This is a genomic window from Legionella quinlivanii, assembly GCF_003265995.1.
GTDB lineage: Bacteria > Pseudomonadota > Gammaproteobacteria > Legionellales > Legionellaceae > Legionella_C > Legionella_C quinlivanii_A.
Genome location: NZ_MVJN01000001.1, coordinates 227343 through 250799, shown reverse-complemented (window position 1 = coordinate 250799; position 23457 = coordinate 227343). Strand labels below are relative to the sequence as shown.

Genomic DNA, 23457 nt, shown 5'->3' with positions numbered 1-23457 from the left:
GATATTAAGGAGTATTTATGACCGCTGCAAAAATAGCATTGAAACAAAATAATGCAACGAAAGAAATTAAAAATGCAGAAATTAGCTTACATCATGGAAAAAACAAGGCGCTTGAAATACAAGACTGGGTACACAATGCTGCAAAATGCATCGCGCCTGTTTGGCCGCTTGAAACGTTTATCGCCTGTAATCCATTACAAGGGTTTGAGGGACAAACGTTTGAAGACGCCCTGGCTCAGGTTAAAGGTAACTTTAAACGCCAAAGGGCTGAACGAAATCTGCAACTGGAGGACGTTAATATTCAAATGATCAAATGGTGTGGCGGCTTTTTTGATGCGGGACAAGGCAGTATTGATATGCCTTTTAGGGAGAAAGGTTTTTATTTTGGATTCTTAAAATTGGCTTATTTTGATAAGCAAGTTCACCACAATAAGAAAGAAGCAAAGGAATTTCTCCAGCAATTGCCTGAGTCTGCGGAAGAAGCAATCAGGATCTGTCTGCAAAGGCTTCATGTTCCAGAAGGGCAGGAAGAGGCATTTCTTTCAAAGTCGCTTTCCTATTTACCAGGTTGGGCAGGATTTGTGAAATGGAAAACAGACTGGCAGAACTCAAAAAAACCGGGGGAAACTAATGTAACTCTCACCGATTTTCTGGCAGTGCGCCTAGTGCTAACCTGTATTTTCTGGCCTGACGCTGCTAAAGAAAAAAAAAGTCTCGGCGATGGTTCTTTGGTTAAAAAAGTGTTGGCGAAACTAAAAAGCAACGAGAATTCCTATCGGCAAAAGCTATTAAGCCAGCTTTTGCCGGAGGTAGAAAAAGAAAAGTCCCATCTTGCGCGAAGAAATGCGCAGTTGGTTTTTTGTATTGATGTACGTTCCGAGCCTTTTCGCCGCGCCATTGAATCCCTGGGCCATTATGAAACATTTGGTTTTGCCGGTTTTTTTGGTCTTCCTGTGCGTGTGGATGAGTTTGATAGCAATAGAAATAAAGAGTGCTGTCCGGTCTTGTTAAAACCAAAATATGCCGTTAAAGAAATACCGGCTGCCAATAAAGATGTTTTTGAGCATTATCAGCGAGGAAAGGCCTTCATTGACCGCTGCAAAAGTCTGTATACGCAACTAAAACACAATGTGTCCACCCCCTTTGCCTTAGTCGAATCCTTAGGTCTTTGGTGCGGTATAAATATGACCGTTAAATCTTTATCGCCAGAATTAAGTAACCATGCAGTTTCGGCCATCAAAACCTGGTTAAAACCCCGTATGCCGACCAAAGTCGCTTATGAGTCAAGCCAAGCTGATGCAGAGCAAGGTTTGTCCTTAGAAGAGCAGATTAGTTATGCTGAAACGGTATTGCGTCTGATGGGGCTTACTTCAGGTTTTGCGAAGCTCATTATTCTTTGCGGCCATGGAAGTACAACTGAAAATAATCCCTATGCATCAGCTCTGGATTGCGGCGCCTGCGGTGGTAATCATGGCGGTATCAATGCCCGTTTATTGGCATCGATTCTCAATAAGCCCGAAGTTCGTAAGGGTCTGGAAGACCGCGGCATGCACATCCCCCTGGATACGATATTCTACGGGGCACTGCATAATACAACGACGGATTGCGTTGAGCTTTATTCTGAAGAGGCAGTGAAGACACCTGTATATCCTGAACTTCTCACCCAATTACAAGCCGATTTGAAAGAAGCAAAGCGCATAACCAACCAGGAGCGGGGAACCAAATTGCAGAGTAGCAGGCCCCATAAAGACATAATACGACGGAGTCTGGACTGGTCTGAAACACGACCTGAATGGGGGTTGGCAAGAAATGCAGCCTTTATTGTGGCACCTCGGCATCTAACAAAAAATATCAACCTTGATGGCCGTTGCTTTCTTCATTCATACCGCTTTGAGCACGACCATGACGGGGCCCTGCTCGAGACGATTTTGACTGCGCCCATGGTGGTGGCTGAATGGATAAATACTCAATACTTATTTTCTACTTTAGATAACGTTGCTTTTGGAAGTGGAAGCAAAGTCACTCACAATGTAGTTGGAACCATTGGGATCATGCAGGGCAATGGAAGCGATTTGATGCATGGTCTTCCCCTGCAATCGGTAATGAGCTCGGATGATAAAACATATCATGAACCACAGCGCTTATTGACAGTTGTTTACGCTCCCAGAAAGATGGTTTCTCAAGTGATTGAAAAACACTCCATTTTAAAAACCTTATTTTTTAATGAGTGGGTGCATTTGGTAGTTATTGATCCGAAGAGTCAATGTGCTTATCAACTCTACCCATCTGGGGAATGGCGTTTAGTAGAATTACATGCAATGAATAAAATAGAAATCATAGTATCTGATTTCAACCAAACTCGGATGTGATGTTTGCGGCGCGAATGGATTATTTCCACTCAATTACTGGAGTTTAATCATGCATTATCGAAATCAGTCGGTTTTACTTGCTTCAAAACATGAGAAAGAAAAAGCAATTGCTAAGGTATTTTTTGATACACTTTCGTGCACATTGGATGTGCACGAATTTGATACCGACCAATTTGGAAGCTTTACTGGTGAAATACCAAGGACACTAAGCCCTTATGATACCTGTGTTTTAAAGGCAAAACGTGCTGCAGAGGATTACGGTTATGATTTAGTCATTGCCAGTGAGGGAAGTTTTGGGCCACATCCAGCATTCCCATTTACCCCTGTTGATCATGAGATTATGGTATTTCTTGATCGCAAAAACAATTGGGTGATTGCTGAGCAATATACGACACCCAAAACAAATTATCGTATGATGACAATAACCGCACAAACAGAGCTAAGCGATTTTTTAGATAAAGCAGGTTTCCCCGGGCATGGCCTCACTTTGCAGACCAATAGTGATAAAAAGGTGCTTGCTAAAGGAATCAGAGACAGAACAGCGCTGCAAAATGCCCTCTCTCTTGGGTTTCAAAACGAAAAGGAGCTCTTTCTTGCCACGGATATGAGAGCCATGATGAATCCAACCAGAATGAATGCGATTTCTATGCTCGCCGAAAAGTTAGCTCATCGAATTCAATGCTGTTGCCCTGACTGCTTAGCTCCTGGTTTTGGATTAAAACAAGTCTCAGGCTACCTTCCTTGCGGTGAATGCTCATCCCCGACTTCATTATGCCAATACGAGATTTGGGGTTGTATCCAGTGTGATTATCAAGAGAAGCGGCCAAGAAGAGACGGTGTGAAAGTAGCTGAGCCACAATATTGCGATTATTGTAACCCTTAAAAGTACTTTGAATAACAACGTTCTGGCAAATAATCAATCCTGATCTTGCCCGGTTATGAGTTCGATAATTTGCTCAAAGGTGAAAATCGCTTGTAAGCCAGGAGGTTCAAATTTATGGGGGAGAATCATGTACTCCTATTTTTAACTATTTGGCAGATCAATTTTAATTTCGGACCCAAATGCAAGGCGTAAGGCATTAGCAATCGCAAGGATATCAATGCATTCTTGCAGAATCGCACCTAAAACCGGATTTATGTAACCCATTGCGGCAAATCCCATTCCAATAAGACTTAAAAGCATTCCTCCTACAGCACTTTGTGCTGCAATATTTCTCGTATGGATACTTAGATGTAGCAATTCATCTACTTTATTTAAGGTATTTTCCATAATAACAGCGCCTGCAGCCTCAGCAGTCACATTGCTGTGTTGCCCAAAAGCAATCCCTACGGTGGCTGCGGTTAAAGCGGGGGCGTCATTGATGCCGTCTCCCATAAATACTGTAGGGGCGTTTTTTCTTTCTCGGCGCACGATAGCCAGTTTTTGTTCAGGGCTTTGAGACGCATATATTTCTGTAAACGGAATTAATTCCGCCAGATATTTCACCTCGGACTCACGGTCTCCGGAAACCAGCATAATTTTTTTAAATTGATGTGCAGGCTTCAAATGACTGATAAATGATTTGCTTTCTGCCCTTGGTGCATCGTGAAAATGTAAAGTGGCCGCGTATTCGCTGTCAATTAAAATAATACATTCTAAACCCGGGGAAACAGGAGGGAGTAATGATTGAGAATCAGGCAATATTTCTAATAGTTTTTTTCGGCTCGTAACGTTTACTTTTCGATGATTGATGATACCGTTTAAACCCTGTCCAGGCTTCTCCGATACATCCATCGATTCTAATAAATCAATATGTCGTTCTTTTGTTGCTTTAATTACAGCATTGGCAAGGGGATGCTTTGAATAACGCTCAAGACTGCCGACATATTGCAGAATTTGATCTTTTGTATAATTTGGAGTGGTATGAATTTGGCTTAAAGTGGGTTTGCCGTAGGTCAGTGTTCCTGTTTTGTCAAAAATAGCAGTTTTACAGGTAGGTAAGCGCTCCAAAACGACTGGATCTTTTATGATAATAGCCTGTTTTGCAGCGCGTGAAATCGCGCTAATAATCGTAATGGGAATAGAAATTAATAAAGGGCAGGGTGTGGCAATAACCAGTACCGCAAGAAAACGGATGGCATCATTGGTAAAATACCAGGTGAGCGCTGCGAATAATAAGGCCAGAGGTGCAAAAATTGCCCCAATTTGATCTCCTAATCTGCGGATCGAAGGGCGTTTTTGTTCTGCTTCTTCTAAAACTTTCACAATAATCGCAAACCGTGAATCGACTGGCAGTCTGGACGCTTGAATGACAAGTACCGACTCACCGTTGATAGCCCCTGATAAAACGGACACGCCGGGTGCCTTGGAAATCTGGTAAGGCTCTCCGGTAAGATAAGATTCATCCATTGAACCATTTCCATCAATAACTATACCATCAACAGGGCAGGTTTCATGCGGATAAATAACAATTTCATCATTAATATGAATATCAGCTACGGGGATATCAGAAATATCACCATCAATCTTACGATGAGCAAAAGTGGGCATTCGTTTCACCAATGCCAATAAGACAGAAGATGCTTTATGCCGTGCGTAACGTTCTAATGTCTGTCCACTGGCTAACATCAGGATTATTAACGAAGCGGCTAAATATTGCTGCAAGATAACCCCTGTGACTAAAGCAATTGCAGCCAGGGAATCCGCACCAAAATTACCCTTTAGCAGCTTTAAAAAAATTTGCAGAAATAACGGGATTCCTCCAACGATAATCAAAGCTAATAAAGAGACATTGACGAACCGAGAATTTGTTGCGCTTAGGATGAGATTGATACAGATAGCCAAGAGGGAAAGTAGTACGATAAACGATTGCCATTTAGATTGTAAAAACTGCGATAGAATACTTATTGAATTTTCTCTTTTCATGGACTTTCTTAATTTTAGTTAATAGTGATAACTGCCGATCCAGTAAATCGCCCATATCGTAAATCATCAAGAGCTTCATTGACTTCTTGTAGTGGATAAGTGTGAATCATGTGCTGATATATTTTCTATTTGCACTATTTCAGCGCGTATTGGAATTATTTGAATAAGATATTTCGATCCTGTCGCTGTTTGTACAGCACCTGAAAATTGGATTCTCATAGAGGCTCTTGCAAATAGGTAATATGCTGATTATAGATTTGTTTTGTGTCAGTGATAACAATTATTATAAGAGTTAGGGAGAGTTTTTAGATTGGGTACAATTGTCAAAAATATGCTTTGCTTGAAATGTAGTTTTGAACTCCGAACGATTATGCAATTGCCTGGCTTTATGGTGGTTTGCTATTGAGCCACAAGCGATAGTGCTCTCTATCTAATTTGGTAAAGGGGACCTTTGTAATAAAGGGGCAGGCCAGTGCTCAAATATGCCAGGTTAGACTAAAGTCAAAGTTATTGCTGTTAATCGTTTCCTTGCCTCGCACTAAACCTGTGCTAACCATTCTGTCAATTGGCGGATTTGAAAAGGCATGTCCGTAGATAAATTTACCAGTCAAAGCTTTGGTAAACGCATAATCAAAGCCGCCTCCCACCACCAGCGATCTGTAGACAGCCAGGCCTGCATTCCTGTAAGTGATAGATTGAGGGCTTTGATTATATTCAACCCCGCCAGAGAATCCCAATTTATCATTTGTCTGATAGTGGGCTACGAGGGTATATATCCATGTATTATTATAGAATTCAGGAACAAGAATATTTCTTCCCAATGCGGTATTTTTTAAATTCAAATAATCGAATGTATTCCACCACTGATATCTTAAATTTCCTTTTACGAGCCATTTCTCCTGTATCTTTTGAGCAACACCCAGATTTGCAATGGCGGGGAGCGGATAGGTGATAGCATAATTATTGGTCTTAGCGGCTCCCCAGGTACTGGAGCCCGAAGTGGGATGTACAATTTTTGAAAAATAACTTAGGTCTATAGTGGTCTTGGTTGGCGCTGCGTAAGAAACTCCGACTCCCCAGCCAAGGGCTGGCTCCCTGGACGACGAGTGATTTTTCAATTCCCCATTTGGGTTGACCACATTATCCAATTTTGTTTTATAAGTGGCATCAATATTCAGTGCGATTCCCACTGCAAGAGATTTATTAACTAAATAGCTCAATCTGGGGGAAATGGCGATAGTCTGAAGCACGATAGACGTGGCTATTTGCCTGGCCACACTATTCACCGGAAACACAATATTGGTATAACTCAGGTGAGTAACATCAATACCTCCCATCCACTTGGGATGAAAACGATAAGCCAATCGTCCGTAGGGGTAATTATAAAATTCCTTACTATCCGATCTGCCATATAGAGAGCCAGCCTGGCCTTTATACGTAAAAAGCCCATACAGGAGGTTATTACCTATAGTGGCTTCAGCTTTTTTAATTGTATGATTCATAATGGCAGGATTATCATAAGCATAATCGATTATTCTCTGAAACCCGGATGCATAAACCCTTGAATCCAGAACAGTCAATCCCACAATGATAATGGCATTCAATATCGTAGCAAGTCGCATCTTAAACATCGCATGTACCTTATATTTACTGATCCTTGTCACACTGTGCAACCACTTTGCCTTTAAAATAGCTTTAGATGTGCTGCTATTTACCTCAAGACATCCATGGTGTGTGACTTATCATCATAAAGCCAACACCATAGTTTAAACAAGATAATGCATCCATGAAATTGCTCTGAGATAAATGGCATTAATTCAATTATCAGAGTTTGGCTCATCTCCATTTACAAAGGAATTTCCGGGTCAATGTGATATAAACAATATACCAATTACACAGTGTAATTGGTTGAATAATGAAGTAAAATACTTTTCTGAATGCAGGAACGCAGTTGGTTATTTGAATGAGGGAGTCATGAGAAGTTGTTTATTTTTATCTTTAGTTTCCATTTCTACAGTAATTTATTCCCAGCAATTTTCTAATCCATTAGAGGTTGAAAAATTTGAAAAGACAGGAGTTTGTGAGGCTTGTGATTTGAGCAATGATTTCTATCTTTTTACCGATAAGAGTGGGGCTATCACTCTCAGTGATAGCAATTTAATTCGTTCCAGTTTGAGTATTTGGGGTAATCATCAATTCTCAAAATTTAATCGCATAATGGCCACCGAATTTTCCCTTGGGGCTGCTGACTTTTCTTATAGTGATTTTAGTTTCGCAAATTTAAAAAAAGCGAGAATGAGTAACAGTAATTTTACATCGTCAGATTTTTCTGGTGCTAATTTATCAGGCGCCAGTTTGGCTGGATCTAATTTATACAATGCGAAGATCACACCGGAGCAGCTTAAGTCCCTGAGTTCTTTTTGCAATGCGATTCTACCCGATGGAAAGATTGGCAGCTGTAATTTCACTCACAGTTAGACCTGGGGGGCTGGTATTCAGATCCTGCAGTTAGTTTCAAAAAAATGCCTTCAAAGAAAACAGTGGCAAAATGTCAAGACTGGTTCTTTTAAAAAAAAGAGGATACAATGCACTTCCCGAAACTTATATTCACTTCATTCGCTCTGTGGATAAGTTTTTTTAGCCTCTCTTCTTTATTAGTCATTTTATGTTCCTTTCTTCATGTCAAACCCATGAATACCAAGGCTTTTAACGTTTGATTCTTCGGAAATAAGAAGGCTAGTTATCCACAAAATCTGTGGATAACGATGTGTATAGAATGTTAGTGCCGCATGTCGCCAGGATACATTCACTCTGGGGAGGTGGGCTTATTTAATGCTAAGGTCATGAAATTTTTGCTGAACAGCGTTTGCCTGCTCATCTTGTAGCTTGTGAGTTAGCTCATTAAACAGCAGGGTGTTCGGCTCATAAATATAGAGGCAATATTTTCTTTCTTTGCCGAAAGTGGCGAACCCAGTGGCTGTTTTCTTGATACCAGCATCTGTCAATTTAGCTTTAAATGCAGTCACTTCTGTTTTGTGGCTATCATTATCCATCATAATTATTGCAACTGAATTATTTTGTCTAAGATCGTAGCGAGCTGCTTTAGGGATACCATATTCTTTAGCAAGTTGTTTCAAAGCATCAAGAATCTCTTTTCTCGAAGATCGGCTGGGCTTAAAAAATTGCTGAGTTGAGTCTTGTGGAATTAAACAAAAATCCTGAGTAAATGGGCGTGATTCCTCTATCCACGAGTTATAACTTTTTCTCCAGATGAACAGTAAAGGCGAATTATCAAATTTTGCTTTAATTTCTGCTGCCGAAACATATCCCCTGTGACCATAGGGTGTTTGAATATTCAAGGCCTGTAAATTCTCTGAATCAAAATACATTGAAGAAGCCTTTGTAAATAGGTCGATTGGTTTATCACCATTATCAAAGCTAATACGAACACTGAAAGCTTTTGGCCTATAACTTTTTCGATCAATTATTTCCCCATGCTTTGTAAATAATTCAGGCGGGGCTTCTTTGGTTCGCCAATAATGAATATTATAATCCCAGACCACTATATGGCCGGGTAGAATTCTTTCTTTGGCAATGAAATAGTATATTAGTTGTCCACGATGATTAAGCATCTTCAATTCAAGATTAGCAACAGCCACGGTGTTTCGATCAATATCGAGAAAATGGTAGTCATCAAGACTGATGCACCCATGATCTGCATATGGAGGCGTGGTTTTACGAGGAGCATGTTGCATACAACGCGCCAGATTGCCATAGTTTCTGGCTTGTATCATTGCATAGGTTTGACCTTCAAAATTATCAAAATCCAAGCCGTAATCATTTTTTGATGCAGAGACATTGTTACCAGGCGCTATGGGTTTCATACTACCGGCATAAATGATGACTGGTTCGCCGGGCTCGATAACTTCAAGAGCGAATACCCCAAGCCCGGTTGCTCCCATTGGGCTTAAACACAGTTTTTTGCTGTTTGAATTAATGGTGCTGAGTAGCTGGCTCATTGCGGCGTCATCATAACGCGGTACAGCATTTTCAATTTCAGGATAAGCTAACACCTGGGTATCTTTAGTAAAAACCAGGCTGTCTGTCCAGGCTTTCATCCCGATTTCTTTAGCAAGTACATCACTTTCTACTTGCTTGATTTCACAATCTGGTTGACTTGGCAATTTATTGCTAATGTTAATTTTTTGAGGTTTTTCTGACAGGATTTGGCCAAGATTGGATTCAAACTTTTTGTACATATCGTCAACTTTTTGGTAAATTTTGGGTGATTATATCAATTGTTTAATATGTGATCAAATAAGAGACGTAAACGCGTTCATTGAGTAAACAAGATTAAGTTTTATCTGACATTGCCAGATTTTGATTTTCAGATTTTAACTAAGTATCCTGATTGCGAATGGTTTTTATGTATGAAAACCTGAGATCCTTCTGTAAATATTGTATTTAACATCAATAAAAAGAACGAAAAGAATAATTATCGCTCATCATATCCTATCATTAACCATAATGGCGACGTTAAAATCATTGGGTTTGGGGATTGAGTGTGAGCGAAAGCATTGATCAGGGTCGAATTATACATAATGTTAATAAATACCTGGAGCGTAATGGTTTTTCAATCAGATTTGATGAGAGAGGGGTGTGCCAAGGCTTGGCAATGATGCATGCCAAGTATTGCATGGAAGGTAGAGAAGCAGATTTTTGGGAGATTTTGAAAAATATTTCTCACTCTTCATCTGATAGTGCGCTTGAAAATTCCCATATATTTATAACTCAGGTATTGTTAGCATTTGATGCAGATCAATATAACCAAAATATCAGCCAGGATAATAGTTTTAACATGTACAAACTTGAGTCTGGTGGAGAAAGTAAGGCATTTTTGCCCGCATTTAGCTTTGCCCTGGTTGCGGATGACAGAAATTGGGCGAACTGTCTTAGAGAAATTGCGCTGGATGATAATGAAATAGCCCAGGTTTCCAGTATTGATCATGCCATAACAATAAGCAAAAAGAATGGTCAGTACCATGTTTACGATCCCGAATATCCCACAGGCCTAAAGAGCTTTTCTACTGAATCAGAAGTTATCAATGAGCTTCATAAACGAGTTTTTAGGTATGAAACAGCTAATGTGGGGCTTCAGCTTCACCTTTTCAGAAAACCAGATGCAAGCCCCAGAGAATATCCTGCTGTTACCGACCTCTATGATCGCTATCTGCCTAATGTAAACGCCACAGCAACCGTTCGAGGGAATTCTTTCTCAACACTTCGGGCTGCAGCCTCTATAAATTTTGACCCGAAGGTTACTGAATATTTACTTCGGCAGGGGGCTGACGATTCCCGTAATGCAGCAAATATGGCAATCAATGCAAATAACACCGAAGCATTATCAGTCTTGTTAACTACATTGCCTGGAGATCAATCTGATCTGCTCATCTTCGCTTTAACTTCAGGAAAAGAAGCCGCATTTGACCTTTTGATGGAAAATGAAGCCAATGTGAATCTTTTCAAGCGAGGTTATGGCTCGATGTTGTTTTTTGCTGCAGAAGGGGGAAATGGTCTTTTACTAAAAAAGTGTCTGGAGATAACGAAAAATGAGATCCAGCGATACTACGAAAAGGCCCCTCCGGATATAAAAGAAAAACTTATAAACGAACAACTATGTCGTTGTTTATCCAATATTGAGCAAGGGCGCGAAGTAAATGTGCTTTCAAATGCAATAAAAAGTGGCGACAGTGAAGCATTTACCTTGATCTGGAATGAATTAAAATCTGCAGGATATAAGTTTCAGCCTCAGGATAATATGAATTATTTAGTTGCGGCCATTCAAAATAATAATACTCTGGTTGTATCTAAACTTGTAAACGAAATCCCAAGGGAATTACTAGAAACGACCACATTGAGTCAGAATGCCTTAAAGCGTGTTAACAATGACATATTGATTGAGCTAAAAGAGCATGGGGTTTCAGTTCCTTCTCTTCCTTCAAAAACAGAGAGCATCTTCAGCAGGATTTTTCTTTCTTTCCTGAAAAAAATATTCGGAGCAAAAGAACAACCGGCAACTGATATTACCGTTACATGGGATAAGCAATTGGAAGTGAAATCCACATTTTCACCCGCCAAAAGCCAGGATTTTAAACAGCAATTGTTGGAAATGAGAAAAGGGGACTCTTTGACTAAAGATGCCTCAAAAAATAATTTCAAGGAACAGTTAGTACAAATGAAAGACAGAGCCCCGACAGAAAGCACACCGCAGGTGATAACCAGCCCTAAAATGAGTGTATAACTGTAATACCTGAATTTTAAGGGTTCCTGAAATGGTCTCCTGGTATCAAAACCAGGAGGCGCTTTAAAAATTATCGAATGTGATTAGAGACCGATTTATCAATTTGCTCATTATTGCTATTTGATCGCGCTTTCTTCCAGAAAGAAAAATAGTGTGATTTACCGGGTTTATTGGGTAATGAATCGGAATTGGATTGATCAACCCTCATTTCCAGGCTCTCGCGATTCAAACTGCGTTCAAAATTTCGCTGGAATAAAATAACCGTATTATAAACATCTTTATTTTTAGATCTTGATTGACGAATAAACTCTGCTTTACAACACTGAATTAAATTATTTCTGTCATTAGAAGTAAATGATTTTCCATAATCAATTTGAAATTGATTAATGTAAAATTGAATTTCTATTTTTTCAGCAATACTCAAGCCTTTTTTGCGTAAATAATTAGCTGAATTTAATTTTATTTTTCCGTTAATTTTGGTAAGCCAATCGGAGTGTCTATTTCTAAATTCAGTCAGATTTTCGGGTTTATTTCCATGTTGATGGATTATCTTGTTAGGATTATTCTCTGTGTGTCTCTTAACAAAAGAAGTTATTTGCGCGGTTTTTAATAGTTCATCAGGTAGTCTTACCGCAACATAATCTGACTGAGGAGTTGCTCTTCGTTTAAGATCGCTCAATAAATGAGGCAGTTGATACTGGCCTTGATTATTTTTAGAGGTCGCATCTTTACAAAAGATTAAAGCATCCATGAAGCAGGAATGATCATCTGCCTGGCGAGTTTCATAGACACCATAGACTGGCATCCGGTTTTCCTCATCCAGATTTTCATTGATAGCATCTATTTGCCAGCCAGCTCTCACAACGCCTTTGGAATTGGCATATAATAAGCCTTCTTCTCCCTGTTCCTTTATATACAGAAAAGGTACCGCGTGTGTATTGTCTGCATTTAAAATAAATGCCTTTCTAAAACAAGACATCTCTTCCGATTCTTTCCTCAGGATTTTTATGCAGCTATTCAAATGTTGGAAAAAAGTATCTTCGTCAAGGTTTTCCACATAATCATTATGCTTAATAGCGGGTATTTCAACATTGCACTGATATTTATTTGCGTAATAATCAATGGCTAATTGCAATCCCTGGCTAGTTGGATGGCAAAGATTATTATTGGTCCATCTTACTGTTTTGTCAGAAGAAATTGAGAAATAGGAACGACGGTCAAACTTAATCATATACTCACCATGTTTATCAATACAAGACCTTATTGTACATAAAGTGACCTAAATAGTCAATATGTGACACAATGTTTTGGTTTATACAATATCGGAGTGAAATAATCTCAGTTTTAAATCAAATGAAGTAATTACCGAAAAGCATGTGTCAGATTTGACAGTCTGTATGAGCAGACTATACTAAAAGTGTAGGCAGAAGAAACGCGAGAGCGATTTCTGAGCCTGCATCAGAAACCACCTTAGGGTGGTTTTTGTTTTTCTGTCACAGGCATTGGCATTATTATAATAGTGAACCGCTAGCTTGGGGAGATTGCAAAGTGACACTCAGTTTCAGTGTCTGTTTTTTCCTCTTCGAAGAATATTGATACATCGTCCCATAATAGGGGATGAACCGATTCTTTGGCAGCTTTTAAAGCTTGTTCTGTTTTATTAAAACTGAAGCCTCTTTCATAAATATTGCCAAGCAGATGATGGATATAAAAGCGATGTCCATGTTTAGCTGCCTCCGTAAATAAAGGGGTTAAATCGCAACTATGCCGATAGTGATCAAACAGTTCGATATGACCGTAACAGGCACTGGCTTCAAAGGCTTTTATTCTTCCTTTCCAGGAAGGCTCCTGTTTACTAATCACCAGGTCTAAGAGAGGTGTTTTACCCGCTGCACAAGTGTTATTTACATCATCCAGGGACCAGTCGATCCCCTCGAGTCTTGATACAATATTCTGATCGCCGCATTGCAGAGATAGTCGTTTAAATGTGAAAAACTCTTCTTCGGATAGTTGCCATTGCGGTGTATTACGATAAGAGGCAAGCAAATCGATGAGCTGAATACTGCTTTTGGTATAGCTTTTCAAGTTTAAAATGCGTGTGTCAATGCGACACTGGGGAAATGACTGCAAGAGCCATTGCACCAGATTCACCTCGCCTGAATGAATTGCTTTAGCCAATAGCTTGTCAGAGGGAGTAAACTTTTGTGATTGGCTTATGAGTTTCAAAATAAAAATATTTCCCGCTTCGGCGGCTGCTTCAGTGACTGTTTCGAGGTCAGCGTTATGCTCCTTAATCCACTGCTGGCAAAAATTGTTTTTTTGCATGTGCAAGGCGGCGAGAAATGTTAAAAATGAGGCTGTCTTGATTTCTTCGCTGCTGAACTCATCATTACTTAAACGAGATAAGCATTGTTCTTCCTGGGGATTCTGCCAGGCGCAACGAAGAATAACAGGAATTTGCAAATCATTCATCCAGGTTTTTTTCTGAATCAAAAATTGCAGAATTTTTCTGAATTCAGGAGGTTTTGCCTGGTGGTGTACCGCTTTTAAAAAGGCAATGGACTGATTTTGCAATAAGCGTTTGGCGAATATCAGGCAATGATAGGCATCGGCAGCCAAGCCTATATCAATTGCCTGAAGCAGCCTGGGAATCGTATCAGTTTTCCAAAAGCCGTCTTTGCTCGTATTCAAATGCCGCGAAAATTCCGCTGCTTTGGCAATATCCCCCCAGCGAAGTCTGCTATTATAACTTAGGTCAAAAGGTAAAAAAATTTCCTGACAGGAATGAAGTTCCAAATATTCAAATTGCAAGCCCAAATGGCCCATCTCGACAGCATATTTAAGTGTTTCCTGGTGCAATCTTTTTTCGCTTCCTGTCAAAGGGAGTGGAATCAGTTTTTTCAAAATTTCTGCATAAATTTGGGGGCGCGAATTAAGTAAGGGTCGATAGGTAGATAAAAAAGCGATACGAACATTCATAGCTCCTGTTTGATAGGCGCGAGCAATACTTGTTTCATATTCGGGTAAGTTTGAACGTTCAAGTAATAAATCAATAATTATTCGATGACCAGATTTTTCTGCCAGATGGAGGGATTTAGCTGTAACCTGGCAATTTTTATCCAGTAAAAATCGAACCAGGCGGACATGGCCATTCTGGCATGCCAGATCAAAATGATAGGCTTCAATCGATTTACCATGATTCAGGCAATGCGCATAAAGTTCTACTTTGCCTGCTTCTGCTAAAATGCCTAAATCAATCATTTCCAGTGAACAATCATTAGGTTCTTTTACAATTCTGCTTATTGCTTCAACATTTCCAGAGTAATAAAATCTGTCGAATAATTTTTTAACCGGGAAACCACGCTCATGGTGCAGATAGTCGAATAATTCGATGTCACCCGATTCCAGAGAGTCTAGCGCAAACTCATCCAATTTGGATAAATCACCTCCATGCGTCTTCTGATGTTGGTATAACAACTTAACCAGCTTCAAACTACTGGCTTCATAACAGGGCAAAAAATAAGCAATATCCTGAATGGATTGCTGTAGTAAAAAATCAACCAAATCCACATTGCCTGAATTTAAAGCAAGAGTAAAATGTTCTTTAGTTAATCGCGCTGGAAAACGCTCTAATAAATAGTTGACCATTGGCAAATTACCTGCCGATAGAGCGCTATTCAAAAAATATTTGGCAAAATATGGATGCTCATTAAACCATTGTGTACAAAGTTGATTTGCGGGCAAATAAAGCGCTATTTGTATCCACGAGGCGTCCAGTTTACCGGTTCTTAAAACTGCTGAATAATCATCCAGAAAAAGTAAATGTAACATCTCAAAATAATAGGGATCCTGCCATTTATAGCGTATCCAGGCGGGTAACCAGTTGGCCTCTGAGAAGCGTTTTTGGCATTGCTGAAAACGGTTCACCATTAATAGCTGATTTTCAGCTGTAATGGATTTAAATAAGTTGTTTTTTTGACCAAAAAACTGTTGGGCACCCGGTTTAGGCATGACATATCCTTATATCATTGAGGTGGTTTAGATTGTATAGGTATTCTGACGCTTTTGGCGATATATGAAACCCTAAGTGTTTGATATAATTTGGTGCATATCTCTTATTCTTTGTAATCTTAAGAAAACTTCATCAAACGTGGTCTATAATAATACACACTATTAGATACCTGGCACCTATCTATGTTCTTAGTTTAGAGGTTCTAGCCATGATTCAGCCTTTAGCTTTACCTGCTACCGATACACAACTCAAACTATTTGTTGAAAGTTATAACAAGGCGAATGAGAATTCTTTGGACAAGTTATATTACTTGCAACAAATAACCACTTACCTTAGAAACAAGCAGTTTCTGTCTCCTCAACTCACCAGCTGGCGAAACTCATCATCTCAAGACGGACTGGAAGCCCATTTACAACAATATGGGATACATCGCGATGCCTCGGTATTATTGCAAAATATTGAATTTGCGACAGCCGTGAGCCGCTATGCAGGTGCTGATGTATTCGAGACAAACTTGTCTTTATATGAAGCGATGACTCAAGCGAATGCTGTCCTGAGACAAGATTATTCACAGACTGCATTAAATGATTATCTGAATGCCAATCTGGCGATAATGAAAAATTATCAGACAAACCCTAAATTTCAGGAAAAAATTGAAAGGCATAAACATTTTTTAGCCTTAAGTTACGCTAAAGTAGAAGCTATTCAGGGGTTTGTTGAACAGGCTTTTCCCGAATATTCGACTAAAGTTTTGGGCAATCCTGCAGGGAACAATAAGAACTTTACATTTAATATTGACGGTGTCCAAGAAGAAGTGGTCATCCGTGTTGAGGACAGAGAATCTTTGGGAAAAGAACCTTTTCTTCAACTCAATGAAGTAAGTGAATATTTTTCGGAAGATTATGTTACCTTGATGGTGCCTTTTGAAAATGAAGATGAGGAAACTGAGTATAAACCAGTAGTTATCAGTAATTTTGCTAAAGAAGGATCTCTCTTAAATTACGCCCAAGCGCTTAAAGGGGAACAGCCTACAGCTATAGCAGCAGATGCCCAGCGTTTTTTTATTCAATTGACTGACTTTTGCCTGAAACTGGAAGCGGCAGGGCATTATCATCCTGATATAAAACTATCCAATTTTTTAACCGACGGAGAGCGGATTATTGTTAGTGATAGAAAAACATTAACTGATAAAAAAAATCCTTCAATTATGGATATTCTAAGCTCGCCCAATTATGCCCCTCCAGAATATAAAGCCTGTTTAAACGAAGAAGGTGACGATCTTTCCCCAATTCAGGCAAGGAAGACTAAAGCAGATATGCCGGCATACATGTCGTTTCAATTAGGGAAGGCCTTAAAAGAATTTATGTTTTACGGCTTGGGTAAAACCCAGTCCCAGCAGGATGAAGAAGAGTATGAAAACTGGAGACCCCTTAATACAGGGGCAGGCAACTCAGTCCATGAAATACAGAACTTATCGGTACTCATTCAGGAGTTAACTCGCTCAGAACCTTCCGATCGCTTAGCCATTCAGCATTTCCAGTCGCTTTTGAATTTTATTAATCTACCTCCACAAGATTTCCTCGCCAAGCTTGAAGAGTTAGTCCCCCAGTCAGCATTAAATACTGGGAAAGAAATTGAGTTATTAAGCAAGGTCTTAAATGGGGAAGAAATTACCCCTGAAATGGATGCAATGTTTGTGCGGGCATTGCACCAAATTAACGATCCAAGAGTTCCTTCTTTATCTAAAATGCAGTCAGACAGGTTTGATACACAGATAGCCTCAGCCAAACAGCATTTAAGCAAAGTGGAAAAGGCGATTTTAAAAGAAGATTTAAACAAGGCAGGCTTCTTCAGGCGGCTGCTGCATACAGTTACAGGAGGGTTATACAGAGTACCTGCGGTAAGCTCTGTTCAAGATTTGGTGCTTCAGAACAAATTGCCAGAAATGAATCAGGACACGAAATCTAATCTACAGATAGCTTTGATCGTAGGGATAAAGCAGGACTCCAAACTTAATAATCATCAGCGTTTATTATTAAACGAAATGCTGGTTGCTGTTGATACCCTGAATAAACCTAAAGTTCAGAAATCGGTTGGTATACCCGATATTGCCCAGGGGCAGGAGGCAGGGCTTGACCCAGTGCCTGATGCCGACAATGAAGAGGGGCATGACTCAGTCATTTACAGTTCAGTTATTTATAAGGATCCGCCGGTAGAGGAAAAACCGAGTCTCGATAATCAGCCCTCTGAAAAATCCAATATCAAGGATAGTGAAGCTGCTGATAATTCAGATACCCCAGTAGTTCCTGACAATCCCCTCCCTGAAAATCCTGATTCCGAGGATAGCGAAGCGAATCGTGGATCAGTTATCTATAGTTCTGTTGTTTATTCAGATGCGCCAGTGGTTGGGGGATTTGATCCAGCAGATGTAGTATTTGAAGATGAGCCAGCGGCTGAGTCTGTAGAACAATGGAAGCCAAAAGTTGAGGATATTCCTACCACCATTAGCCGAGGAAACAGGCCGGCAGAGAGTGAAATACCGATACAACAACAAAAATTATCTAAATATAATAAAGTTAAACAGTTTTTTAACCATGATAAAAAAGATGGCTATGAGCAGCTAGAGAATAGTACTGATAATGAATCTTCTATAAGCAGAAAAACCAAGTAACACAGAAAAAATACTATTCAGAAAAACTATCCCCCTGACCACTCGATATGAATCAAGTTCCAGAGCGTTTAGAAATAACCACATTCCTGATTCTGATAATTGCAGGAACCAGAAGAATAACAGCGTGGAACTACGATACAACGATAGCGTGGGTAGTAATAATATTGGGGATTGGGAGCGTAATAGGGATTATAACCATTATAATACCCATTGTAGTATCCCGGGTTATTGGGATTAATGATGATAACCTTTTGTCCTCCCCAATAGCGATGATGATATCCATAGCCATAGCTAAGCGAAGTGCTGGCTAATGCCAGGAATAGACCGATCGCACAACATAACCGGTATTTCATTTCAGCTTCCTGTAACGACCGCATGCCAGGAACAATTTCCTGAGATGCTAGTGGTTAACAAATTATCCTTATTGATTAATTATAGTACTTTTGGTTGGAGGCAGGTTATCTGAATTACTAACGTTGGTGATCCGAAAGAACCTCGGCAATGATGTTCAAGGCTTGCCTGGCTTCCACAGCATTTGAGTTAGTCAGGTTTGCGGCACAAATCAATGCTTTCCATAAAGTCCAGCCTCGGCCACGCGCCCAGGTGGCTGTGTCAAGATTAATTGCTGAGCGAAATGCCTCGCGGCTCTCGTCTTTAAATAATGTCCATGAAATTGCCAAATCACAGGCGGGATCACCTACTGCCAACTGCCCAAAATCAATGACAGCATTCAATTGCCCATTTTTTATCAGCAAATTACCCAGGCTAATATCGCCATGAACCCATACGGGTGTGCCTTGCCATGTGGTTTCAAGCGCTTTTTCCCAAACGTCAGTTGCTGTTTTCACATCAATAGTGTCTTCAAGAATTTCAAGGGCTTGCCTTGTTTCAGCATCATAAGTTAACAGGGGGCCTCCACGATAGAAACTGTGAGGGCCTGCCAATGGTCCATCCCGTGAATCAATTTGCTCTAAGGCCGACAGGAATTCTGCCAGACTAATTGCAAAACCGTTCAAATTCTTTATTGGTGCAGTGGCAGCGGATTCACCTTCAATCCAGCGATAAACTGACCAGTGCCAGGGGTATTCTGTTGCGGGTTGCCCCAAAGCGATTGGTGTTGGAACAGCTAAAGGTAATTGCGCTGCTAATTTTGGAAGCCATTTCTGTTCTTTTTCAACTTGTAAGGCATATTCAACTCTACTTGGCATACGCACTAGCATTTCCTTACCCAGGTGGAACGTTCGATTATCCCAGCCACTGCGCGCAACGGGTTGGACAGGAAGGTTCTTCCATTGAGGAAACTGAGTTGCCACCAAATGGTATACAAGAGCCTCATTTATTAGCAATTCATCATTATGATTCATAAAATTTTGCCTGATTAAATTATTTTTGTGATGCGAGGCACGCGGCAATTCCACTGCCTTGTAATAGAACAATTTGTACTCCGCAGGTACGTCATCCTGAACGTAGCGAAGGATCTCAAACTGCCTGGAACTGAGCCAGATTCAGGAGCTCCTTTACTGTGTTCAGGATGACGTTGAGACGTCCCCACGTCATCCCGAGCGCTTTTTTCGCGACCATCCTTTGATTTGCTTTCTCGCTCGATGGCCACAATGATACCCGAACAAACTTCATAATAAACCAGGCGGTCTACATTATATTTTTGTGTAAATCCCTTAACTAGTTTATTCTTGTGTTCATTTATACGGCGTATCAAATTATTGGTAACACCAGTATACAAGACATTATTGTGTTTATTTGTCAGCAGGTAGACATATGATTCCATCTGTATGTACTACTCCTTATTCTGTTGGACTGTTCTGATATCTCGGATTTTCCATAACACAGGGATAGTACCAGAAAAATAGACTGAACAGATCGTATATGTCAGAAACAACTCTTGCAGCCTGCAGAGAGATCCCTCGCTGCGCTCGGGATGACATAGGGAGGATGAAGTGAGGAGGATTTAACCCAAAAGATTGGTTATTTAAAAGGAATATGGCAAAATTAATAACATTGTGAATGAGTTTTGCGTGGTGCGGTGATGGGGTTCCTGAGAGATTTGTTACTGATCTGGCGTGAGTTGTCCTCATCATTCGCTCTGTATAATGACTCACTAAGAAGGCTGCTATTTCGATTTTTAAGTTATTTGCTACTGTTCTTTTTAGTCAGTATGATGGTGGATCAAAGTGGTTTATCAAGCATCTTCTCCCTGGTATTTAAGATTGCTATTTGGAAACTGACTTTCGACTATTTCGTGCCTATAGCATTGCCGCGAACGCCAACAAACCGACAGTTTCACCAGCGGGAAGAGCGCACTGCCAACAATCAGGTGCCAAATATACTAGGGCAAGTACTGGCTAGTGATCTCCTTTTCGATTCGGCAGCTTTTTCAGAAAATGTACATTTAGCTTCAGGGCGTATTTTACGCACTCTGATTATCATTAGGTCCTTGCGGGCACTTGGAGAGCATAGTTTGGTTCTCGTCACAGATTCTTTTCTTCAATCGAGAAATGTTCTATCGACCTGTTCACGCCCCATCACTTTTCAATTGCATAGTCTTCTGGAAGCACAGGGGATTTTAAGCGAATGGATTCCCAGGCAGTACACTTGTCCCATTACCCTGATGATTATTGATGGAACGCCTGTTTATGCTAAGAATAACCCTGAACGATTCAACCGAAATGCTTTATTAAACTGGCTTGATAAGCATAAGAGTCACCCGATAACTCGAGAGGACTTATTTCCAGATGAGCTAAAAAGCGACTTTGTAATGCAAGGAAAAATCAAGGTTTTTACTCATTGGGTTTTATTAAAAAAAGAATATCTGAAGCATCTCACTTTGGCAGAGGCTTTGGCCTGTATCAATCAATTTACAGAGTCCGTTGACAGGGTATTTGCTGATAAAAATGGGCCTGTAATACATCGTTTGGCCGAGCACCTAATCCATAGACTCCAAACCAGCGCGACAGAAATTGAATGTGAGAAATCCCTGGTGGTTGCTAAAAAAGAAGTAAGCGCATTTTCAGCAGCCAGTACGAAAATCCTTTTTTTCCAACGATTGAATCTCTCTGCTGATGCAAAACCAACGCAAATCGAGCAGGCCTATCGCAGATTAGCCAGAAGAGTTCATCCAGATAAAAATTCCAGACCAGAAGCAAAAGATGTGTTTTTTAAACTAACCGAAGCAAGGGATTTTTTATTAAAAAAACGCCATGTCTCTTCGGAAACTTTTGATTTGGAAAGCCATGAAGAAATACAGCGATCTGTTAAATACTAGCTATCAAAAATTTCATAACTTCCCGGGTTATGGATCGTCTCCGTCATCCTGAACGCAGTGAAGGATCTCCTGAATCTGGCTCAGTTCTAAGCAGTTTGAGATCCCTCGCTACGCCTCAGGATGACGTACATGGAAGTTACAAAATCTCTGTGACTTCCTCTGGACTAAGAATCTTTTTAATCTCTGGAAGAGCAAATACAAAGTTAGCATTATTAAAGCGTTTTATATCATTGAGAATCGCTTCTTTCTCGGAAATATTTATTGGTGGCAGGAGCTGTTCCAGCATTTCTAAAATATCATTGCTGCCCATATCCTGATAAATGGGCTTATCAATAGCTCTGATTTCATCATCGCTTGCTCTTTCCTGCAACAAACTTAAAAAGCTTGTTTCTTCTTCATAAAAATGAATAAGGTTTGAAGCATAAAATCTTCTAAAATCTAAATAGACCTGTTTCCCTTTGTGCATTCTTTCTGGTGATGGCAGATTTAAAAGCTCTTTAATATCTCTAACTATTTGCATGCCAAAGCTTTCAAGATCAGTGTGATTCGCCAGAAGCAAGGCCACTTCATTTTGGCGAAAGAACTTATTAAATATGAATTCTTCTTCCCATCGGGCATGATTCACCAGTGTGCTCACATAATTTTCAAGTTGTTGATAAATAATTTTGACTTCCTGGGTATCACGAAAGTCAACTTTGGCTAACATAATCAAAAGTTTAGCCCCTCGCTCTTCAAGAAATTTATGACAGGCAAATAAATGTGATTCTCTTTTTATTATTAATGTACTCACGTTGTTACAACTAATTTCCCATTTCTAATATTCGTTTCAGCGATTGCTCAAACATATTTTTCAAACGATCAACATGGAAAACAATTTTTTGATTATTTGCCGTGGTCATGGAATGTTTCCGCATAAAGACAATCGTATAAAACAGACGATAGAATTCAAGTCGAAGTTTTGCTTTTTTTTCTAATTCCAGGGCCTTCGCCCAATAATCAGTGTATAGGGTATCATGCCCATCATTTTCCAAGGCAGAATAGGTGAGGCCAAGAACAAACAAGGGGTCGCCAAAGCATACCTCATCGACATCGACAATCCCTGAAATTTTTCCCTGATGAACCAGCACATTTCTCTCGCTGGCATCCCACAAGAAGGGAGTGGCTTTAATTGTAAGAAAATCTTCTTTCATACTGGTGGCAATAAAAATAGCTTTTGATACAAAGCCTGCATCAAAAATATTCTGCTTGCTGATAATATCCTTGAATAAATGCAAACGCTGCATCAAAAAGTCATACCATGTTTCAAACTCAGTCCTGTCTTCATAGCTCTGGCTTATCCCAAAGCTTGAGCCTTCCGGCAGCGCTTTTGTGCAGTTCTGAATTGTCACCATTTCCTGAGCCAGGTTTCTCTTGTCTGAATTGCTTAATCCCGAATAGACATTGCATAAATCATCACCAGGTAAGCGCATCATCAGTAAAGCAGGAAACGGGGAATATTTTCCATCTAAATCGCAGCAGATAAATTGAGCCAGAGGCACACCTAGAGGAATCAATTTTTCCTGCCAATACACTGCCGAGATGAAGTGCTTTCTATTAGTCTCCTTCGTCATTCTCAGCACATACTCTGTGTTTGAAGTCTTAACAGCATAAACAAAATGCTGATCGCCTGTTGCTAGTCTGATTGAAGTTAATACTTTTTCATCCATCATGGAGGCGACAACGCTTGCGGCTATATTTTCATTGGGTATTATCGAGGAGATGTCCATCTTAATTCATACTACCTCTATTTCATGAACGATTGGCGGTATTTTCTTTCATTGAGATTTCAATGTCTTTAAATATTAATATTTCATTTTATAAATTAAAACGATTAAAGGAAATAGAGTGTTTGCTGTCATTTTAGAGTTAATGGTGAAGGC

The 23457-nt window shown here is 39.9% G+C and carries 16 protein-coding genes; 6 read left to right on the top strand and 10 right to left on the bottom strand.

Features of this window, described 5'->3' with window-relative positions; translation table 11 throughout:
- Positions 1–17: 17 nt before the first annotated feature.
- Together B1207_RS01005 and B1207_RS01000 are read left to right on the top strand one after the other, a co-directional pair.
- Positions 18–2369 carry a DUF2309 domain-containing protein gene (locus B1207_RS01005; protein ID WP_112218141.1) on the top strand — a complete coding sequence of 784 codons (2352 nt, stop codon included), beginning with the start codon at positions 18–20 and terminating at the stop codon, positions 2367–2369.
- 49 nt (positions 2370–2418) lie between these two features.
- Entirely contained in the window at positions 2419–3252 is an 834-nt protein-coding gene (locus tag B1207_RS01000; RefSeq protein WP_112218140.1) for a DUF6671 family protein, read from the top strand.
- Between the two features lie 141 nt (positions 3253–3393).
- Here B1207_RS01000 and B1207_RS00995 read toward each other — a convergent pair whose 3' ends face one another.
- Entirely contained in the window at positions 3394–5274 is a 1881-nt protein-coding gene (locus B1207_RS00995; protein WP_112218139.1) for a heavy metal translocating P-type ATPase, read from the bottom strand.
- A gap of 476 nt (positions 5275–5750) precedes the next feature.
- Positions 5751–6905 carry an OmpP1/FadL family transporter gene (locus tag B1207_RS00990; RefSeq protein WP_112218138.1) on the bottom strand — a complete coding sequence of 385 codons (1155 nt, stop codon included), beginning with the start codon at positions 6903–6905 and terminating at the stop codon, positions 5751–5753.
- A 175-nt stretch (positions 6906–7080) separates the two neighbouring features.
- On the opposite strand from B1207_RS00990, the gene B1207_RS00985 reads away from it, so the two are divergent.
- Positions 7081–7752 (top strand): pentapeptide repeat-containing protein, encoded by a 672-nt coding sequence (locus tag B1207_RS00985; protein ID WP_112218137.1) that lies wholly within the window; start codon positions 7081–7083, stop codon positions 7750–7752.
- 347 nt (positions 7753–8099) lie between these two features.
- Here B1207_RS00985 and B1207_RS00980 read toward each other — a convergent pair whose 3' ends face one another.
- On the bottom strand, positions 8100–9533 hold the full coding sequence (locus tag B1207_RS00980) for an SET domain-containing protein (protein ID WP_112218136.1): 1434 nt from the start codon (positions 9531–9533) through the stop codon (positions 8100–8102).
- Between the two features lie 305 nt (positions 9534–9838).
- Between B1207_RS00980 and B1207_RS00975 the strand changes: the two genes are divergently transcribed.
- Positions 9839–11575, top strand: coding sequence for a hypothetical protein (locus tag B1207_RS00975; RefSeq protein WP_112218135.1), 1737 nt, complete (start codon positions 9839–9841; stop codon positions 11573–11575).
- Between the two features lie 70 nt (positions 11576–11645).
- Here B1207_RS00975 and B1207_RS00970 read toward each other — a convergent pair whose 3' ends face one another.
- Together B1207_RS00970 and B1207_RS00965 are read right to left on the bottom strand one after the other, a co-directional pair.
- A complete protein-coding gene (locus B1207_RS00970) occupies positions 11646–12806 on the bottom strand; it encodes a hypothetical protein (protein ID WP_112218134.1) in 1161 nt (386 codons plus the stop codon).
- 296 nt (positions 12807–13102) lie between these two features.
- Positions 13103–15586 (bottom strand): ankyrin repeat domain-containing protein, encoded by a 2484-nt coding sequence (locus B1207_RS00965; protein ID WP_112218133.1) that lies wholly within the window; start codon positions 15584–15586, stop codon positions 13103–13105.
- 209 nt (positions 15587–15795) lie between these two features.
- Here B1207_RS00965 and B1207_RS00960 point away from each other — a divergent pair, with 209 nt between their 5' ends.
- Positions 15796–18258 (top strand): hypothetical protein, encoded by a 2463-nt coding sequence (locus tag B1207_RS00960; RefSeq protein WP_112218132.1) that lies wholly within the window; start codon positions 15796–15798, stop codon positions 18256–18258.
- Positions 18259–18326: 68 nt separating this feature from the next.
- Here the strand turns inward: B1207_RS00960 and B1207_RS00955 are convergent, their stop codons facing one another.
- From B1207_RS00955 to B1207_RS16170, 3 genes are all read right to left on the bottom strand, one after another.
- Complete coding sequence (locus B1207_RS00955) at positions 18327–18611, bottom strand: hypothetical protein (RefSeq protein ID WP_112218131.1); 285 nt, start codon at positions 18609–18611, stop codon at positions 18327–18329.
- Between the two features lie 117 nt (positions 18612–18728).
- Positions 18729–19622 carry an aminoglycoside phosphotransferase family protein gene (locus B1207_RS00950; protein ID WP_112218130.1) on the bottom strand — a complete coding sequence of 298 codons (894 nt, stop codon included), beginning with the start codon at positions 19620–19622 and terminating at the stop codon, positions 18729–18731.
- A 14-nt stretch (positions 19623–19636) separates the two neighbouring features.
- Complete coding sequence (locus tag B1207_RS16170) at positions 19637–20044, bottom strand: GIY-YIG nuclease family protein (protein WP_112218129.1); 408 nt, start codon at positions 20042–20044, stop codon at positions 19637–19639.
- A 387-nt stretch (positions 20045–20431) separates the two neighbouring features.
- Between B1207_RS16170 and B1207_RS00940 the strand changes: the two genes are divergently transcribed.
- Positions 20432–21538, top strand: coding sequence for a DnaJ domain-containing protein (locus B1207_RS00940; RefSeq protein WP_172458054.1), 1107 nt, complete (start codon positions 20432–20434; stop codon positions 21536–21538).
- Positions 21539–21674: 136 nt separating this feature from the next.
- Here the strand turns inward: B1207_RS00940 and B1207_RS00935 are convergent, their stop codons facing one another.
- Entirely contained in the window at positions 21675–22328 is a 654-nt protein-coding gene (locus B1207_RS00935; RefSeq protein WP_112218127.1) for a hypothetical protein, read from the bottom strand.
- A gap of 10 nt (positions 22329–22338) precedes the next feature.
- Positions 22339–23304 (bottom strand): aminoglycoside phosphotransferase family protein, encoded by a 966-nt coding sequence (locus B1207_RS00930; protein WP_112218126.1) that lies wholly within the window; start codon positions 23302–23304, stop codon positions 22339–22341.
- Between the last annotated feature and the right edge of the window lie 153 nt (positions 23305–23457).